This is a genomic window from Amphritea sp. (genome assembly GCF_048266285.1).
Classification (GTDB): Bacteria; Pseudomonadota; Gammaproteobacteria; order Pseudomonadales; family Balneatricaceae; genus Amphritea.
This window is the reverse complement of sequence record NZ_JBLWZV010000004.1, coordinates 183,388-201,816: the sequence shown is the minus strand read 5'-3', so window position 1 is coordinate 201,816 and position 18,429 is coordinate 183,388. Positions and strand designations below refer to the sequence as shown.

Below are 18,429 nucleotides of genomic sequence, written 5' to 3'. Positions count from 1 at the left end.
CAAATTTCAGACGAAAAAAAAGCCAACCCTTCGGTTAGCCTAATCTTCCGTTGTGGTAGCGGGGGCTAAGTTGGAACTGACGACCTTCCCGAGTGTTTATAAAGAGCCGAGCCCGACGCCTTTCTTACAATGATCGATGTATTCTCAAATTCCAGGCACAAAAAAAGGCATATCTTTCGATACACCTTTAATTATTACGTTGGTAGCGGGGGCCAGATTTGAACTGACGACCTTCGGGTTATGAGCCCGACGAGCTACCAGGCTGCTCCACCCCGCATCAACGTGGGGCGTATAATACAGAGCACCCACCCCCTTGGCAAATGTTTTAGCTAAATTTATTCAATAATCTTAATAAATAGATTTGGTCTCGCCAAAATCGGTCGGCAAGAGGATAGGCAACACTATCGGCACACGGCTACATTAACAGATTGGTTGCCAGTAATAGCATAAGCCCCATCCCCAGCACATCGGTGAAGGTGGTGAGAAAAATACTACTGGCCATGGCGGGGTCGGCGCCCCATTTCCTTAAGGTCAGCGGTACCAGTACGCCAAAAATACCACTGCCGATACAGGCACCTATCATTGCGATAAGAATAACTAAGGCAAGGGTTGCTGGGTCGCCAGTGTTGCTCAGGGTGGCGTAGACCCACATGGCTAAAGCGGCAACTAAACCCACGAAGAAGCCATTCATCGCACCGAGAATGACTTCTTTTCTTAATATTTTAGTCAGAGGCATGTCGCGAAGCTCACCCAATGTCATACCTCGTAAAGTGATCGCTAGGGCTTGGCAGCCGGTGTTACCACTTTGGCCTGCCAGCACGGGTAAAAAAACCGCGAGGACAACGATACGCGCGATGGTGTCTTCAAACATTCCGACAACAAAGGCCGCAGCAAAGGCGGTTAGAAGGTTGATTTGTAACCAAGGGTGGCGCATCCGAAAGGCTTTAAGGATGGGGGTTGATATGCGCTCCTCTTTATCTACACCGACCATTGCACCCGCTTGGGCACTGATCTCGGTGGCGACATATTCAAATAATCGCCAGCCATAGATGAGCCCTAGCAATACCCCTTTTTCATCGGTGACGGGGTAGAGGCGGTGTCGTCTGGCCAGAGCGGCGTTCACCGCTTCTGGCATGCGCACCTCTGGGGTGAAACGAAACGGTTGTGGTGTCATGATCTGCTCTAGTGTTTGCCCTGGACTAGCGAGCAGTAGATCGCGCATGGCCAACACGCCAAGCAGTATATTGCTGTCGTCGGTGACATAGAGGTAAGTGATAGTGATCGATGGTGGCATTTTTACAATATAAGCGAGGGCGCTGGCAACAGTATCATCCGGCGATAAAATGCCAAAGGGCTCGACCATTAAGGGGGCGATGGTGCCGTCGATACCTTCAAGAGGTTCCGTGGGGTTGTTCTCCGTTGGCGTATGGTCGGCGAGGTGGGCCGCTATATCGAGCGCGCAGTCATTGGGAAGCTGATTGAGTGTATGACGAATCTCATCGGGTGTTTCCTGAGCCAATAAAGACGCAGCTAATGCTGGATCCATCTCGGTTAATGCCGTAGGGCCTGCAGGTGTTGCGGAGTGTTCGGTATTCATTCAAGCGATCCTTTAGCCGTTAATGCCAGCGCCAGCTTAATATTCTTGATCTTACCGTGATGGAGTTGTTGTCTGAACCATAGTTCAGGCAGCGGGGATGCGCCATTAATGATGGTTCATAGAACGATATGGGTGATGCCTCTCTGGGGGTATGAAGAGAGGCTTTCTTTACGGCGAAGGTTAGAACGCGGTGAGTAAAGAATAGACAATTGAGATATTTATACTTGTGAAAATAGGGTAATATTAGTTAAGATGTTAATTATAACTGAGCTAGGTATCCAACCGTCGCTAATGGCTGGTGGAATCGCTCAAATGAAAGCAGCCTATACTGGTAGGTCGAATCGATAACGGTTTGATGGGTTCAGGAATCGCCTGCAGCAATAAAATAAGAGGATAGTGAGATGGGCAAACTGGCGCTCGTAGCTAAGATTACACATGTTCCAAGTATGTATCTGTCTGAGCTAGACGGTCCGCAGAAAGGTACTCGTCAATCGGCCATTGATGGTCATATCGAAATCGGTAAGCGCTGTCGAGAACTCGGGGTTGATACCATTGTCGTATTTGATACCCACTGGTTAGTGAATGCTAACTACCACATCAATTGTGGACCTCATTTTAAAGGTAATTATACCAGTGGTGAACTGCCGCACTTTATCTCTAATATGGAGTATGAGTACGATGGTAATCCTGAGTTAGGCAAGATATTGGCAGAAGAATGTAACCTGCAGGGTGTTGAAACTCTGGCTCATGATGCGACCTCTCTAGCGCCTGAGTATGGCACATTGGTACCTATGCGTTATATGAACGAAGACCGTCACTTTAAAGTGATTTCGGTATCGGCGCTGTGTACTGTCCATTACCTCAATGACTCAGCTCGTCTCGGTTGGGCGATGCGTGAAGCGATTGAAAAGCATTACGATGGTACGGTGGCTATTTTTGCCAGTGGCTCTCTTTCACACCGCTTTGCTCAGAATGGTCAGGCGCCCGAGTTTGCCAATAAAATCTGGAGTCCGTTCCTCGAGACGCTGGATAAAGAAGTGGTTGAAATGTGGCAGCGGGGTGATTGGAAAACCTTCTGCGAGATGCTGCCTGAATATGCCGCTAAAGGTCATGGTGAAGGCTTTATGCATGATACCGCAATGATGCTGGGCGCATTGGGGTGGTCTGATTATGAAGGTAAGTCTGAGATTCTGACACCGTATTTTGGTAGTTCAGGTACTGGTCAGATTAACTGTGTCTTCCCTGTGACGGAGCAGGATGGTTCAGCCGTGCCAGGCCCTCAGGCATCGGTAACAGGCAAGTTTGAGCCGGGTTCCAGCCGTTTGTAAAGTGTTGATTGAGAAGGCTTAACGCTTTTTCTTTCCCTCTGAAAAAGGCTCGCACATGCGAGCCTTTTTTGTGGTTTTTATAACACTTCAAAGAAGTGCATTTCGACGAGATCGGGCCTGCGAATGCCGGTGCCGATAAACATCCGTTCACAGATCCATTTTAAGGAGAGGGAGTCGGTTTCAAATGTTGGGCTGCATCTAAAATAGATTTCTGAAGGATCAACCGGCTCCCCTTTGATCAAGCGCGCCGTTATTTCCGGTTCTGCTACGCGAATCGCACGGTTGTGCACATAGATACGCTCACCGCTGTCTAACTCTAAGACGTAATGGGCATCGAGGTTCGCCATGCGAGGAGTGAGGATGAGCTGATAGTCGGCCCCGCCTGAGAGTACTTTGCCGGACCACCCATGACCTTCCACCGTACCCCCCGTAATAGGAATGACCCGTCGTTGCCCATGTTGAGCATGGCCAATTTCTTGAGGAGTATCGACCTTCACCTTTAATTCGGCAAAATGTTTTAGCGTCGGTGCTGTATGCATAATAGCGGTTTCCTTGGTAGGTTGATGATGTTGAGTGTTTCGTATATCGATAACTTTTGAAAGTAATAATGACCATGTTTTGCCTATAGGAAAAATATTGAGGGGGCCTACATTACTTTGTATTCTTATGTATAGTCTTTTTGTTAATATGTTAATTAGTATGTATTGTTTAGAATGTCAACAAATCATAGAATGTATCGCATTCGCGGTGATGATAATGATACTTGGCCCGAAAAATATGAGAGTCGATTCTGGTTGTTATCAAGCAGAAGTCTAAACAGCTACATTTATGGAAAGATCCCAATGTGAGTTTTGTGACGGCGGGGTTTGCTCAACGTGTAATCAATCAGGAAACTGAAAAAATGAAAAAAATAACAAAGTTGCTAGCAACCGCCGGTGTTTGTGCTGGCATGTTTATGTCTTTCAATGCTGCGGCGGTGACGACGCTTAAAGTGGGTACTTGGTTGCCTCCAACCGCTCCCCAAAACGCCGTTGTTTGGCCTACTTGGGCGAAGTGGGTTGAAGAAGCCACTGAAGGACGTGTGAAAGTCGAACTGGAATATGGCCTAGGCCATCCTAAGTCGATGTTTGACTTGGTAGAAGATCAGGTAATCGATGCGAGCTTTACCGTTAACGGTTATGTCCCGGGTCGTTTTGCATTGGGTAATATTGCTGAGCTACCTGGCGAGAGCCCTGATGCTGAAAAAGCGTCCGTTGCATTATGGAAGGTACAGCAAAAGTATTTTAATGCGGCCAACGAATATGATGGTCTGAAGCTGTTGGGCTTGTTTGTACATGGTCCAGGCCAGCTGCATACCACTTTCCCCGTGAACTCCCTCGCGGATCTAAAAGATAAGAAAATGCGCATTGGCGGCGGTGTCGTTAATGAAGTAGGGGATATATTAGAAGTGACTCAGGTTGGCGCGCCAGCACCTAAGATCTACGAGATGATGCAGCAAGGTGTTGTTGAAGGTGTTTTCTTACCGGTGCTTGATCTGAAATATCTGCGTGTGGCTGAGGTATCAAAATACCTGACCGCTTTCCCTGATGGAATGTATACTACAACCTTTAGTTTCTTTATGAATCCGGATTCCTTCGATGCATTGAGTGAGAAAGATCAGCAAGCGTTGATGAGTGTTTCTGGTGAGAAACTATCCCGTTTAGCAGGTAAAAGCTGGGGGGATGCTGATCTTGACGGCTATGCTGCCGCAGAAGAAAACGGCATTAAGGTTAATAAGCTGAGCGCAACAGATCCAATGGTTCTTGAATTTGAAGCGAAAACAGCCGGTATGGCAGATGAGTGGGTTGAACGTGCGAATGCTAAGCATGTTGACGGTAAAGCGGCTCTGGAAATGTACCGTTCACTGGCTAAATAACAGCCGGTAAAACGTATCGATCGTTTTTACCGAGGGGTTGGCGGTTATCTCTTTTATTGAGGTAACTGCCAGCCCTTTTTTTGTGCCGGGAACCCTCTTATCCGCGTTTGCAAAAGCGGGTTATTCGGCAGAGCGTTGTTAATGTAATCGTGAGTAGAAGAGGGAGTGGCGTGATTAGTTTGAATTGCTGGCTTGATGCTTATCGAGTTGTCTGATTAAACCGTAGAGCGCGGCAATATAAGGCGTTTGTTTACCGAGTTTCTCTGCTATCTCATAGACAACACCTATGAGGGCTTGATATTCCAGTGGTCGACCGGCTTCGACATCCTGTAGCATTGATGTTTTAAAGGCACCGAGCTTGCGGGTTGCGGCATTTCTTTCTTCGGGTGTTTGTTCAACGACGCAGCCTAATGCGTTACCTATCTCTAAGGCTTCGGTCATCGCTTTACAGCAAAACTGATTAAGCAGTGGGTCGTCGAGGATGCAGTCGGCGGTCGCGCGCGTTAACGCCGATATCGGATTCATGGTCATATTACCGAGTAGTTTGAACCAGATATCCTGTTGAATCTGCGGCGATATAGTTATCTCAAAGCCGGCTTGTTGAAGTAGTTCTGCGACCTGGTTGGTCGTTGGGGATATGCCGTATGGCTCACCAATAATAAGGTGGTTGCCCATATTGAGGCGAATCACACCCGGTGATATAGCGGCTGCGGCGACATGAATAACACAGCCGATCACCTGGTGACTGGGGATAACGTGGCGTAGATTGCCCTGTGGATCGACTGTTTGGAGAATCTTATCAGCGGGGGCCTGAGTTAGGCCATCGAAGAACCACCAAGGCACGCCATTCATTGCCAGCAGTACGCGTGTGTGTTCGCCGATGAGTGGGCTGATACTTTGGATAATTTGATTGAGTGCCGGTTGTTTAACCGCAATGATAATGAGATCTTGGATGCCGAGTTCATCCGGCTGTGACACCGCCGTCACCGGATAGAAACGGGTATTATCATGCTCAGAAAGGCCCACGCCATGTTGCTGTAAGGCTTGCAGTGTGGCCCCCCGGGCAATGACTGATACGTTAGCGTTAGCCGCACTGAGTCGTGCTGCTATGAGTCCACCGATTGCACCTGCGCCGTATACGCATACTTTCATAGAGGGGGCCTGTACTCGATTAACGTTTGAATGAAGGGTCCTGTTTTTCAACGAGTCGCTTCATGGCGGCGAATACATCTTCGCCAGCACCAAATTTAGGGTCAAAATTGAGAGAATCCGCAGTGCATTTCTTCACAATCGCTTCAGGAATCTCTCGGACTTTGCCCATTGCCATTGACGCACATTGTACCTCACACGCACGGTTGACCAACCACATGAGTGAAAATGCTTGAGCTAAGCTTGCACCAATGACGACAGGTCCGTGATTACGCAGCATCAGGACGGGTTTATCGCCGGCACTGGCAAGAATGCGCTCACCTTCATCGAGGTGAACGGTGATGCCTTCAAATTCATGATAAGCCACTTTATTGTAAAGTTGCGCCGAGTAAAAGTTGCTATAGGAGAGGCCGTCTTCTAAGCAGCAAACCGCCAGTGTAGCTGTTGTGTGTACGTGCATGACGCAGTGGCCGTCGGCAACTTTGTCATGGATTTGGCTATGGAAGGTAAAGCCTGCTGGATTGATTGGCCAGTCAGAATGGTCAACGATGGTGCCATTCACATCGACTTTAACTAGGTTCGAGGCGGTAACTTCACTGTAGTGCAGCCCAAATGGATTGATTAGAAAGTGTCCTTCCTCACCGGGAACGCGCAACGAGATATGGTTGTAGATCGATTCGTCCCACTTCATATACGCAAAAATACGATACATCGCCGCTAAGTCAATACGAGCATTCCACTCGGCTTCGCTGAATCTTGATGGGCGTTCATAATAACGGTTAGATAAAGACATAGGCTTTCCTCACATTTATGCTGTGTGCTTGTTGGTTAATATATTAATCAAAACTGGCGCAATAAAAAGAATAATAAATATTGGTCGGTTCAATATTTTTCTTATATGCTGGCATGATGAATACCAAACAATTGATCTATTTTCTGAAAACCGCTGAGTTATGCAGTATAGCTGCAGCGGCTCGTGAGCTTGATATTGCTCAGCCGAGTATCAGTCTACAGCTAGAAAATCTGGAGCATGAGCTGGGCACCTCGTTGTTTGATCGGGACTATCGCGGGGTGCGGCTAACCGAAAGTGGTCAGCTCTTTAAAGCTCATGCGCAGTCTATTATGCGTCAGGTTGATCAGGCCAAGCTAGATATCCGTCAGTCGGAGCAGGAGCCTGCGGGTCGGTTAGTTTTGGGAATGACTCAGCCGATTGGTAATGTGGTGTCTGTGCCGCTGCTGAAGCTGGTTGAGCAGCGTTACCCAAAAATAGAGCTGGATCTGTTTGCCGGGCTGTCTTATAGCTTGTCTTCGCAGCTATTGAGTGGCGAGATTGATCTGGCAATCTCATCACCGGATGGTAGCGATACGAAACAGCTTACCCGCGAGCAATTATTTAAAGAGAAACTGTATTTGGCGATGGGTGATACGCCGCAAGTTAGTTCGCAGAAACCGTTACGCCAGCGCAGCTGTATATCGTTTGCCGAATTGGCAAAGCATGAAGTGATTGTTACCGGACGGCAAGATTCGTTGGGCTATGTGTTGCGCCAGTATGAGCAGCAGGTGGGAGTTAAGGTACGGCATCGACCCGGTTTTGGGCAGTTGATGACGACACTGCGATATGTATCCGATGGCTACGGTATGTTATTGAGCCCATCCTCCTCTTTTTATCACTTAGAGGAAACAGGGCAAATTCATGCGCTTGAAATTATCGAGCCGGGTATGGAACGTGATGTTTATATCACCACCGCCGCCAACCGGCCTCGCACTTCGTTAATGCGCGCTATTATTCCACTGATTTACGAGGTGGTGCAACAAGAGCAGCAAGCGGGTCGTTGGCGAGGGGAGTTTATTCCTGAGGTCGGCTAAGTTGAGAGGGTGGCAAGGGATGAGTTCACAGCGGGTCGCGTTAAGAGAGAGAGGTCTATTCCGTTCAGTGAATAAAAAGCCACCTGTCAAGAGTGGACAGGTGGCAATGCTCAGCTGACTTTAGAAACGAAGGGGGCTTCTAATGTCAGCTAGTCCTTTATTTCATTAGAATTGAATATTGATACCCGCTGCGACATTGTCAGGGGAAGTATCATAGTCTGCGGCTTCAACCCAAGCGGATACGTGCTGACTAAACGATTTCTTTACCTGTAATACAACGCCATTATTATCATTTGTATTGATATCGGAATCCTTATTTACGTAGCCTGCGGCAAGAGATAGGCTCCCATCCAAATGATAACGGCCTACAACACCGTAAGCGTCGAAATCTCCAGCTGAGCCGAAGGTGTCTTGATTTGATTCATAGGTAGCACCGATGCTGATATGGTCAAAATCATAGCCGGCGGTTAAGGCGTAGCGGGTATAATCTTCATTGCTACCCCCTAGGGCTTGATTCGCTTGGACAACACCGAAGCCAATATTGAGTTTTTTATCGTCATACAGCGCCCGCACCGCGAGCACATCGGAATCGACTCCATTCGCTTCTGGAATCGAAATCGATGAGAAGGTCACTTTGATATTATTAACGGCGGGTGTTATGTAGGCTATCACATCCTGAGCTTCTGCCGCTTGGTTAAAAATGGGCATGCCGGAAGGTGCGACACTGCCTGAGTGGGTTTCGTTATATTCAAAGATATTGATGTTGCTGTATAGGTCTCTAAGTTGACCACTGGCTGTACGGGGTGCAATGACAAAGGTGCCATATGCGGTGGGAATGATAACTTTGGCATCTTTGATGTGAATATCAGCTTCACCTTCAGTACCGCCAGTGTCCTTGCTATTGATCGCATCAGAAATATCAGCATTGATCATGTAAATCATTTTGAAGCTATCGAGTTTAACAAGCCCTTTGATACCGAGCTCGAGTTCGAAGGCTTCTGGATCGAAATCTTTATCCTCAACAGCAACAGCACCTAAACTAGAGAATAGGGTTAGTTTAGGTATTGGGAATTCAGGCTCGGAGGCTTGAGCATGACTGGCTAGAGTAATGGCAAGGGAAAGCGAAGCAATAGAGATCGTAAGTGTTTGTTTCATTATTATAATATTCCAGTTTTTTATTTATTGTCTTTGTAGTTAATATATTAAATAAGTATGGAGTATATGTTTTTTATATTTCACTAGATGAAATGCAAACGGGTTTTTTTACAGTTGATTGTTTTGAGTATGGTATGTGTTTGTGAATGTGTTAATGAAATATGATTAGTTATTTGTTGGTTCAGCTCTAAAGATGCTTTTAAGTTGGATGGGCAGGGTACTATCTTAAAATACTGTTAATTATAATAATGCTTCTATCTCATTAATCGTGTTTTTTATTTTTATAATGATTGTATTATCTACGTGTTGTTGGTCGATAGATTGTGCTTCCCAAGAGAGTAAGATAACACCGATTATGACATTGAGTTTCGTTACCGGGAACACAATGGACACTCTACTCGAACGGTCTGAGCTGACATCAGAGGTGATTGGCTTCTGATATAGATATGTTTGTGTCTTGATTAATTCAATTTTTTGCTTAAGCCAGAGAGGATCACGGTCGAGTAGAAGCGCTTCTCTGCCTCCTTGTGACCTTATCTCCTGTAGTAATGACGCGCGTGCGGCTTGTGGTAGAAATGCAAAATAGGTTAACCCCGCTTCAGAGGTTAGCATGGGCAGTGTCGTTTCATGGGAATAAGAATCTGTTAATGGCTGAGTAGCAGGCTGTGTCGAGCTAATAAGGCTCATACGGTTTGCTTGCGGAGCCCAGAGCTCGACGGTTGCCGCTAATTCTGAACAGAGTCGATTGATTATAGGCGTTGCAGCAACCGACAGCTTTAAATGGCGTGCATTTTGGTTGATGCAGTTGGAAAAAATATAGCCACCCATTTCGTCCGAGCGTTTAACCCAGCCAACATCGATTAAGGTTTTAAGAATTCGTAGTAGCGTCGCTTTATTAATTTGGGTGGAGTGGTGAAGTTCCGCCAATGTTATGGGGTTATGTCTAATGATTTCTTCAAGAACAAACATACCACGGGCAAGCGCATTGATAGATTTACTCATTGTGTTAGCCTGAATATTGTCTATAGGGCATCTGCAGGTAATAAACCTGTCATTGAACTGGTTTAAAAAGCTGGCCCTAGACCTTCTTGCATAGAAGGTTGAAAGGCCAGAAAGTATCGCCAGGATAAAGCAAATGGCAGTGCTGAATGGTTAGCTTCAGATCTGCCGAATATTATTTATAATGTTAGCGCTGCGGCATATCGGCGGTGTTATATACCAGGCTGACGGTTGCATCGCTTGGAATAGCCGGCATCGTTTCATTCCACATTAGCCATTGATGTCGCATCTCCTCCAGTTTTTCAGGATAAACCTTTTTCAGATTTGCCCGTTCTCTTGCATCATTAGTGATATTAAAGAGATATTCATGTTCATCGACTTTTAAATATTTAAATTCACCGACGCGTAGTGCGCGCTGGTCTCGATGATTCATGCGCCAGTAGAGGGGTCTTTCAAATAGTTCAATGTCGCCGGTAATAACGGGTAGCAGCGAAACACCATCAACGGGATAGCTGGGATCATACTCTCCTTGGCCGATTTCCAGTAGGGTGCGTGACCAGTCCATTGTCATGCAATGTTGCATGCTCGTAGTACCCTTTTCGATACCCTTGGGCCAGCGCGCGATCCAAGGAACTCGAATGCCGCCTTCGGTAAGATCCATTTTGCCGCCGACCAAAGGCCAGTTATCGGAGAAGCGCTCACCGCCATTGTCGCTGGTAAAGACAATAATTGTATCTTCAGTCAGGCCATGTTGCTCTAAGGTATCCATGATCTTGCCGATACCTTCATCCATGTGGTGAATCATCTTGCGATAGGTGTGAATATTACCGCCTTCTAGGTGATAGAGAGTAGAGATCTCTTTTGATAATTCTTCATCATCTCTGCTTTCCCAAGGCCAGTGGGGCGCTGTGTAATGAACACTCAAAAAGAATGGTTTTTGTTCGTCATCTATTGCACGTCGGTTAATAAAATCGACCGAGTGTTCTGAAATAAGATCAGTGAGATAGCCGATCTCTCGATGTTCTTCTTCATTTATCCATAGATCGTGATCACCATAACCACTCTTGTGGCTAAAGTAGTCTGCAGCACCCGCCATAATGCCAAAGAATTCATCATAGCCAGACGCCCGAGGTCCGAAATGAGGAGGGTATCCTAGATGCCATTTACCCATGAGGCCGGTGTAATAACCTGCTTTTTTCAGCTGTCCTGGTAATGTTGGGATATTGGGGGGTAAGCCAAGTACGTCGCTACCCTTGGATTTAGTGTTGATGGGCTCTTCCAAAGCACCACGTAAGCGGTACTGGTAAGCCATGCTCATTAGGGCGAAGCGGGTAGGTGAGCACACCGGTGAGTTGGCATATCCATCAAGAAATAGCATGCCCTCTTCAGCTAGCTTATCAATATTTGGCGATACCTGACCGAATTGAGCTTCTCGGCCACCATAACAACCCAGATCGGCATAGCCCAGATCATCGGCCACAATGTAGATAATATTTGTCATTAGACAGCTCCTTTTGTACGGGGCAGAAATTTAAGGTCTTTACGCTGGTGCCAGAACCAAAGAATAAGCGCGAGACTTATACCTACTTGATCCCAAATAACACCTGGGGCGAATAACATAATGGCTGCCGCTAATCGGGCAGCAATTTCGTAATAACGGAGTTTGTGAATATGAAACCCACTCAGTGCTGTGGCCGTCAGCATGATGCCAACAATTAACTTAAGCAGCAGCCAGCACCATGTCAGCAAGTCAAACTCCACACCGGCTGCGCCGACAGTCAATAACATCGGATTGAAGGCAAAGGTGAATGGAATAATGAAAATCATGATACCGACTCTAGATGCTTGTACTGATGTCCCTATTGGGCCGCCCCCGGAGATACTTGCTGCGGCAAAAGCGGCAATAGCAACGGGTGGTGTGATGGCTGATGCAATGGCGATAAAGAAGACAAACATGTGGGCGGTTAGGGGAGCTAGTCCTAGTTGTTCCATGGCAGGAATAGCAATGGTTGCAACCGTGACATAGGCAGGCAATGTCGGCATACCCATACCTAATACAATGCAGCAGAAAGCCGCGAGTAAAAGTGAAATAAGCAGCGAGTCGGTGACGAGACTTGTCAAAAGAATACCGAATTTCACCGGTACACCGGTTGCTGAAAGTGCCGATATAACGATACTGACAGCAGCGATGGCCATCAATAATCCTGCAAAGGTTTTACCCCCGTCACAAAGGCTCTGAAGTAGTATGGCGGGTTTAGTCCGAACGGCTGGGTTAATTAGGCTCAGCGGTAGCAGTAATGCGAGTGCTGAAATAGATGCGCCGGAAGGCGAGAGCCCATATATCAGTAGCGAAACAATCAGACCGATAGGTAAGAAGATGAGTAACAAGTTGAGATAATCTTGCCGTACGGGTTGATCGACACCGGCAATCTCGTCATTGGCTTTAATACCTAGGCGGCGAGACTCAAATACGATCATGGCAAACAGACTGCCATAATAAGCAATAGCCGGAACCAGTACTGCGATAATTACCGTGAGGTAGCTGACACCGACAAAGTCTGCCATGACCAGTGCCGCAGCACCCATAATGGGAGGCATAATCTGTCCGCCGGTAGAGGCAGCCGCTTCCACAGCACCGGCAAAATTAGGTGAAAAACCCCGTTTAGTGATCATCGGGATGGTGACAACCCCGGTCCCCACCACATTACCAACGGCACTACCAGAGACGGTGCCAAATAAGCCTGAAGAGAGTACAGCGGCATGTGCAGGGCCTCCCGCAGTACGTTTCATCAATGAAAAGGCAATGCGGATCATTGAGTTGCCGGCACCGACACTCTCGAGCATCGAGCCGAGGATAATAAAGGGAAATACGGTGGTAATCACAATGCTAAAAGTACTACCTAAAATGCCTGAGTCGAGGCTGTAGAGTAAGTTTTGTGCCAACGTTTCAGCGATGCCGGTGTTGATCGTTTGTAGAGGGCCAGGCCACCAGTGACCCGTCGCCATATAAAGAATGCCGAAGATTCCTAGCAGCGCGACGGGGGCTCCCCATAAGCGCCAGCAATAGAAGAGAGCACCACCAGCCGCGATTAAAGCGATCCACATCTGTTCATTATCAAACAGAAACATACCGTCATCGAGCATGATGCTGATGTTGTAAAAAGAGAGGCATGAGCCTATTAAGCCAATAGCGAGGACAACGCTCGTTAATGCGATCCAAGCATTAGTCTTTCCATCACGATATTGTTTAACAATGCCTAAGGTGACGACCAATATACAAAGGCCGAAGAATGTTGCCCTGAAGAAAATCATCGGGAAGGGACCCAAGCGAAAATCCCCAATGGCGGGCATGATGTTGGCAAGACCGTATAACGTCACAATAAGACAGAGAACGGAACTCATCCAAAATAATGGATCAAAGGATGGCTTTGATGAGGGATGCATAGATAACTCCGTAAGCAGGCGGGAGCCTGCTTATATGGCGGTAATTAAATGATTATTGAATGAGCAGCTTGGGAGGAATGGTTATACCCGCTTCTCTGTAATAGCGAATAGCGCCTGGATGAAGTGGTGCATTAACCCCGGCAAAATAGTCGGTGTCTGAAAGCTGTGAAAGCATCGCGTTGTTTTTGGCGACCTCTTCACGGTGTTCAAAGTAAGTCTTTGTTAATTTGTAGGCGATCTCTTCAGAGAAGTCTTTATGTGCTGTCATCATCATAAGTGTTTGCCAGCTTATGACGGGTGATTTATTAACTTGCCCAGGGTAAGTGTTAGGAGGAATCACAACCACTTGCAAGCCCAAACTCTCATCCGGAACCTGACTCACATCGGCTAAACTGAGTAAGCGAATGTCGTGAGACAGGCTTAGTTCGGCAAGTGTTTGTGAGCCAATGCTTGTATTGGCTACGTAAAGGTCGAATTGACCATCTTGGAAGCTTTGTGTGGCCGCTCCCCATGGCGCTTTAACCGGATCATATGTGCCCTCGACAAGGCCGCCTTTGGCGCCTAGGGCTATGACTTGAGCATTAGCAGCACCAGCAGGGGGGCCTATATAGACTCGCTTACCTGCCGCGTCAGGCCAATTTTTAATATTGTCATCGGCCCAGGAGATTGCATGATAGGTGCCACCCGGTATGCCGAACAGCGAGCGAACATTGGCGGCCAAAGCGCTAGCTTTGTCTCCCATCTGCTTATAGGGACCTGAATTTTTTGTCATTGCGTTATATGAGAGGGGTGGAGCGACTGCCAGATCCAGTTTGCCTGCGGCGACTTTAAGCAGTGATTTAGTCAGTGTCTGGTTTAGCGATAATTGCAGCTCAATATCATTATTGGCCCAGTAGCCCGCCATCGCTTGTGGAATCATTCCAAGCAAACTATTGGGGCTCGCAGATTCCATTGAAACTTGCTCTGCTTGTGAGGTGGTAGCGGCCATAGAGCCGATCAATGTTGCAGCACATAGGCTGTTACGTAGCCATTTAGTGGAGTTAGACATAGAAGTTACCGAGTTATTGTTGTTTTAAATTTCGTAGATAGGTTACGGTAGGTTGAATGCGTAGTAAAATGATTATTTGTTGCTCCAATCAATCAAAAATGAATATCTGAAGCCTATGAATCCTAAGCACCTCTCTTATCTTGCAACTATTATTGATAAGGGCTCTATCACCGCCGCATCAGATGCGTTGCGGGTGGCCCAGCCAACATTGACCCGAGCAATGGCAACCCTAGAAATGCAGGCGGGCACGCCGCTATTATTGAGAAGTCGTTACGGTGTAAAAAGCACGCCTTTTGGTGAAGTATTGGCAAGGGAAGGGCGATCGATTATTCAAAGTTTACAGTTGGCGCAGGAGCAGGTGGCACATCAGAAACTGGGGGTTAAATCTGAATTTAGAATAGCAACCGGGCCATTATTAGGGCTTGGTGTCATGCCGGATATTCTTGAGCGCCTGACTCAGGCGCATCCGACTTCAGCTTGTACTGTTACCTGCGGTTCACCGGCCATTACATTACCGCAAATGTCTGAAGGCCGCTTTGATATTATGTTGGCCCCCACAACTGATGATCGTTTTATTCAAGGCGTTCAACGTCGGTTGGTGATGGAAGATCATATTGGGATCTTCTGCGATAAGAGCCACCCACTGGCGCAAAAGAAAATCGTTAAAATTGAGGACCTAGAGGCGTCTGACTGGCTCAGCCTTGGTTTAACTACTACCTTTGAAAATCAGGTATTAGAGTTGTTGATGACGGCTGGTTTAAAGGAAATTAGGACAAAAATAGCCTTTGGTAATGATGCCGCTATTTTGGCGACTATGTTGTCACGTGGTCGTTATTTGGCTGTATTACCACGTATTCCTATGGCTGCTTTGCCTGCGTCACTTGGTGATTTTGTCGAGTTAGAACTGGATCTGACAATTAAAGTGAAGCGTTATCTTTACCTATGGGTTAGGGAGGATGTATTGGATAGCCCAATTTTTCTCACCTTCGAAGAGGCTATGGCAGACTTTGTTAGTATGATAGAAGCAAAATCAGCTTGAGGACGTTGTTTTTTAGCTGAGCGATTAAGGTTTTGTTAGCATCATCGCAATTGCGCTATCGACCATTTCATCCAGTTGGCTTTGTTCAGTATAAATACCATCATTTAACAGCCGGCAAAGCCCGTGCAATGTTGCCCAACAGACTTGTGCGGTTCTTAACGGTGAGTCGCTTAAACGAATAACATCTTGTTCACAAAGGCGTTCAATCCAGTTTAACCAGCTCTTGAAGTGTTGGCGGGATATGATTTGCAGGGCTTCGGTGGGTGAGCCATGTCGCCAGATCTCCCGGCCAAACATCAGATCGTACTGCTCCCGGTGCTGATAGGCGCGTTTGATATAGTGGTGAAAATATTCGGTAAAAATGAGTTTTAATGGCTCGTTTTTCTCTCGGATTCTGACCTCTTCTAGCAGTTTTTCGACATTCTTAAACCCCTGTTCGGCAATGGCACACAATAGGGCGTTTTTATCTTTGAAGTGATGATAGGGCGCGGTGCGGGAAACACCGACGCGGTCGGCTAGTTTACGCATTGATAGGCTTTCACTACCGCCCTCGGCGATCATATCGGTCGCGGCTTGCAACAGTGTTTGGTACAAATCACCATGATGATAATTGCGTGTGGTTGCTGAGGTATTGGTCGTTTTCATCAAGGCAATTTATCAACCAATCTTGACAGTGTCAAAATATCGCTTTATCTTGACACTGTCCAGTTCATTGTAAGCGACTTTTTTGCTGTGTCTTTAACAGCCTGTGTTGGTCGTATGATCAGAAAATAAGAATATTGAGGAACCCATAACATGAGCCATACCAGCCAGAATTTTCCACATCTGTTAGCCCCGTTAGACTTGGTCTTTACCACCCTAAAGAACCGGGTGCTGATGGGCTCAATGCATATTGGCTTAGAAGAGAAGCCTGGTGGATTTGAGCGGATGGCTGCATTTTATGCCGAGCGCGTTCGAGGCGGTGTGGGCCTGATTGTGACGGGCGGTATTGCGCCTAACCAAGAAGGTGGTGTGGTGGCCGGTGGCGCTGTCATGGCGACTGAGCAGGATGTTGAAAATCACCGTATTGTGACCGATGCGGTACATGCCGATGGCGGTAAAATCTGTATGCAAATTCTGCATACGGGACGTTATGCCTATAATCCGAAATTGATCGCACCCTCGGCGATAAAAGCGCCGATTAATCCATTCCCCCCCCATGAAGTGACGGTGGATGAGATTGAACAGCAGATTGAAGATTTTGTTCGCTGTGCAGGGCTGGCTCAACAGGCGGGCTACGATGGCGTTGAGGTGATGGGCTCCGAAGGCTATTTTATTAATCAGTTTATCGCTCGGCGGACTAACCAGCGAGAGGATGACTGGGGTGGTGAATATGATAACCGGATTCGTTTTGCCGTAGAGGTCGTTAAACGCGTACGACAGCGGGTAGGCACTAATTTTATTATTATCTACCGTCTATCCATGTTAGATCTGGTGGAAGGCGGTAGTAGTTTTGATGAAGTTGTTGCTCTAGGTAAGGCGATAGAGCAAGCAGGGGCAACCATTATCAATTCCGGTATTGGTTGGCATGAAGCGCGTATTCCCACTATCGCGACGAAAGTACCTCGAGCGGCCTTTACCTGGGCGACCGCTAAAGTGCGTCAGGCATTATCGGTGCCGGTGATCGCCTCTAACCGAATTAATATGCCGGAGGTTGCTGAACAGGTATTAGCCCGTGGCGATGCGGATATGGTATCGATGGCACGGCCATTTTTAGCAGATCCGGAGTTTGTTCGTAAAGCAGCAGAAGGACGCAGTGATGAGATCAATACCTGTATTGGCTGTAATCAGGCCTGCCTAGATCATATTTTTGTTGGCAAGCTGACCAGCTGTCTGGTTAATCCCCGGGCTTGCCATGAAACTGAGCTTATTATCACGCCGGCCGAACAGGTGAAAAAGTTGGCCGTGATTGGTGCAGGTCCGGCAGGTTTGGCATTTGCGACCACGGCGGCTCAGCGAGGCCATGAGGTTACTCTGTTTGATGCGGCCGATGAGATCGGTGGGCAGTTCAATATTGCCCGAAAAATTCCAGGTAAAGAGGAGTTTAATGAGACGCTGCGTTACTATCGCCGCCGCATAGAGCTGGATGGGGTTAATTTAAAACTCTCCCACAGGGTGAGTGTTGATGAGCTGCAGCAGAGTGATTTCGACGAAGTGATTATTGCGACGGGTATTGTGCCTCGAGTGCCTGCGATTGAAGGAATCGACCATCCGAAAGTGATGGGGTATCTGGATCTTATTCGCGGTGCGAAGGTGGGCCAATCGGTTGCAGTGATTGGTGCCGGTGGTATCGGTTTTGATATCAGCGAATATCTGACTCATCAAGGGCCGTCCACTAGTCAGGATATTCCCGCCTTTATGCGTGATTGGGGTATTGATATGACGATGTCCTCCCGTGGCGGTGTTGAAGGGGTTACTCCCGCACCCGAGCCTGCGGCTCGGCAGGTCTACCTGTTACAACGCAAAGCCTCGAAAGTCGGCGGTGGTTTGGGTAAAACAACCGGTTGGGCGCATCGTTTAGGTTTGCAGAAGCGCCACGTAGAGATGCTTGCTGGGTGTGAGTACCAGCGCATCGATGATGAGGGTCTACACCTGAGTATTAATGGTGAAGAGCGGTTGCTAACGGTGGATAATATTATCCTCTGTGCTGGGCAGGAGCCGTTGCGAGTGCTAACGGAGGGACTGACTAAGCCGTATCATCTGATTGGTGGGGCTGACTTGGCGACCGAGTTGGATGCTAAGCGAGCCATTGATCAAGGAACACGTCTAGCGGTGCAGTTGTAAGCCCTGCTGTGTTTTAATTCATAGGGCTGCGTTGCTAGCCACTAAACTAAAAAAGCCGTCGATATC

15 protein-coding genes and 1 tRNA gene are annotated in these 18,429 nt (G+C 47.4%); 5 read left to right on the top strand and 11 right to left on the bottom strand.

Going from position 1 to position 18,429, the window contains the following annotated elements:
- Window positions 1-200: 200 nt before the first annotated feature.
- Together ACN0T0_RS07845 and ACN0T0_RS07840 are read right to left on the bottom strand one after the other, a co-directional pair.
- Window positions 201-277 (bottom strand) — tRNA-Met (locus ACN0T0_RS07845).
- 138 nt (window positions 278-415) lie between these two features.
- The gene (locus ACN0T0_RS07840; protein WP_417224832.1) at window positions 416-1,597 is read right to left on the bottom strand and encodes a magnesium transporter; all 1,182 of its coding nucleotides are present in this window, start codon (window positions 1,595-1,597) and stop codon (window positions 416-418) included.
- A 401-nt stretch (window positions 1,598-1,998) separates the two neighbouring features.
- On the opposite strand from ACN0T0_RS07840, the gene hpaD reads away from it, so the two are divergent.
- Window positions 1,999-2,925 (top strand): 3,4-dihydroxyphenylacetate 2,3-dioxygenase, encoded by a 927-nt coding sequence (gene hpaD / locus ACN0T0_RS07835; protein WP_417224830.1) that lies wholly within the window; start codon window positions 1,999-2,001, stop codon window positions 2,923-2,925.
- Between the two features lie 77 nt (window positions 2,926-3,002).
- On the opposite strand, the gene ACN0T0_RS07830 is transcribed toward hpaD, so the two are convergent.
- Window positions 3,003-3,464, bottom strand: coding sequence for a DUF3237 domain-containing protein (locus tag ACN0T0_RS07830; protein WP_417224828.1), 462 nt, complete (start codon window positions 3,462-3,464; stop codon window positions 3,003-3,005).
- A 362-nt stretch (window positions 3,465-3,826) separates the two neighbouring features.
- On the opposite strand from ACN0T0_RS07830, the gene ACN0T0_RS07825 reads away from it, so the two are divergent.
- Entirely contained in the window at window positions 3,827-4,840 is a 1,014-nt protein-coding gene (locus tag ACN0T0_RS07825) for a TRAP transporter substrate-binding protein (protein ID WP_417224826.1), read from the top strand.
- 174 nt (window positions 4,841-5,014) lie between these two features.
- Here the strand turns inward: ACN0T0_RS07825 and ACN0T0_RS07820 are convergent, their stop codons facing one another.
- Both ACN0T0_RS07820 and ACN0T0_RS07815 read right to left on the bottom strand, forming a co-directional pair.
- Complete coding sequence (locus ACN0T0_RS07820; RefSeq protein WP_417224824.1) at window positions 5,015-5,992, bottom strand: 2-dehydropantoate 2-reductase; 978 nt, start codon at window positions 5,990-5,992, stop codon at window positions 5,015-5,017.
- 19 nt (window positions 5,993-6,011) lie between these two features.
- Complete coding sequence (locus ACN0T0_RS07815) at window positions 6,012-6,782, bottom strand: class II aldolase/adducin family protein (protein WP_417224822.1); 771 nt, start codon at window positions 6,780-6,782, stop codon at window positions 6,012-6,014.
- 116 nt (window positions 6,783-6,898) lie between these two features.
- On the opposite strand from ACN0T0_RS07815, the gene ACN0T0_RS07810 reads away from it, so the two are divergent.
- Entirely contained in the window at window positions 6,899-7,855 is a 957-nt protein-coding gene (locus tag ACN0T0_RS07810; protein ID WP_417224820.1) for a LysR family transcriptional regulator, read from the top strand.
- Window positions 7,856-8,020: 165 nt separating this feature from the next.
- Here ACN0T0_RS07810 and ACN0T0_RS07805 read toward each other — a convergent pair whose 3' ends face one another.
- The 5 genes from ACN0T0_RS07805 to ACN0T0_RS07785 form a co-directional block, all read right to left on the bottom strand.
- Window positions 8,021-9,010: a porin gene (locus ACN0T0_RS07805; RefSeq protein WP_417224818.1), complete on the bottom strand. Its 990-nt coding sequence runs from the start codon at window positions 9,008-9,010 to the stop codon at window positions 8,021-8,023.
- Between the two features lie 240 nt (window positions 9,011-9,250).
- Window positions 9,251-10,012 carry a helix-turn-helix domain-containing protein gene (locus tag ACN0T0_RS07800; protein WP_417224816.1) on the bottom strand — a complete coding sequence of 254 codons (762 nt, stop codon included), beginning with the start codon at window positions 10,010-10,012 and terminating at the stop codon, window positions 9,251-9,253.
- Window positions 10,013-10,196: 184 nt separating this feature from the next.
- Window positions 10,197-11,510 carry a sulfatase gene (locus tag ACN0T0_RS07795; RefSeq protein ID WP_417224815.1) on the bottom strand — a complete coding sequence of 438 codons (1,314 nt, stop codon included), beginning with the start codon at window positions 11,508-11,510 and terminating at the stop codon, window positions 10,197-10,199.
- Complete coding sequence (locus ACN0T0_RS07790; RefSeq protein WP_417224813.1) at window positions 11,510-13,453, bottom strand: TRAP transporter permease; 1,944 nt, start codon at window positions 13,451-13,453, stop codon at window positions 11,510-11,512. The genes ACN0T0_RS07795 and ACN0T0_RS07790 overlap by 1 nt, the downstream gene beginning before the upstream one ends.
- 52 nt (window positions 13,454-13,505) lie before the next feature.
- Window positions 13,506-14,501: a TAXI family TRAP transporter solute-binding subunit gene (locus ACN0T0_RS07785; protein ID WP_417224811.1), complete on the bottom strand. Its 996-nt coding sequence runs from the start codon at window positions 14,499-14,501 to the stop codon at window positions 13,506-13,508.
- 115 nt (window positions 14,502-14,616) lie between these two features.
- Between ACN0T0_RS07785 and ACN0T0_RS07780 the strand changes: the two genes are divergently transcribed.
- Complete coding sequence (locus ACN0T0_RS07780) at window positions 14,617-15,540, top strand: LysR family transcriptional regulator (protein ID WP_417224809.1); 924 nt, start codon at window positions 14,617-14,619, stop codon at window positions 15,538-15,540.
- A gap of 24 nt (window positions 15,541-15,564) precedes the next feature.
- Here ACN0T0_RS07780 and ACN0T0_RS07775 read toward each other — a convergent pair whose 3' ends face one another.
- Complete coding sequence (locus tag ACN0T0_RS07775) at window positions 15,565-16,185, bottom strand: TetR/AcrR family transcriptional regulator (protein ID WP_417224807.1); 621 nt, start codon at window positions 16,183-16,185, stop codon at window positions 15,565-15,567.
- A gap of 150 nt (window positions 16,186-16,335) precedes the next feature.
- On the opposite strand from ACN0T0_RS07775, the gene ACN0T0_RS07770 reads away from it, so the two are divergent.
- Window positions 16,336-18,363: an FAD-dependent oxidoreductase gene (locus ACN0T0_RS07770; protein ID WP_417224805.1), complete on the top strand. Its 2,028-nt coding sequence runs from the start codon at window positions 16,336-16,338 to the stop codon at window positions 18,361-18,363.
- Window positions 18,364-18,429 lie beyond the last annotated feature (66 nt).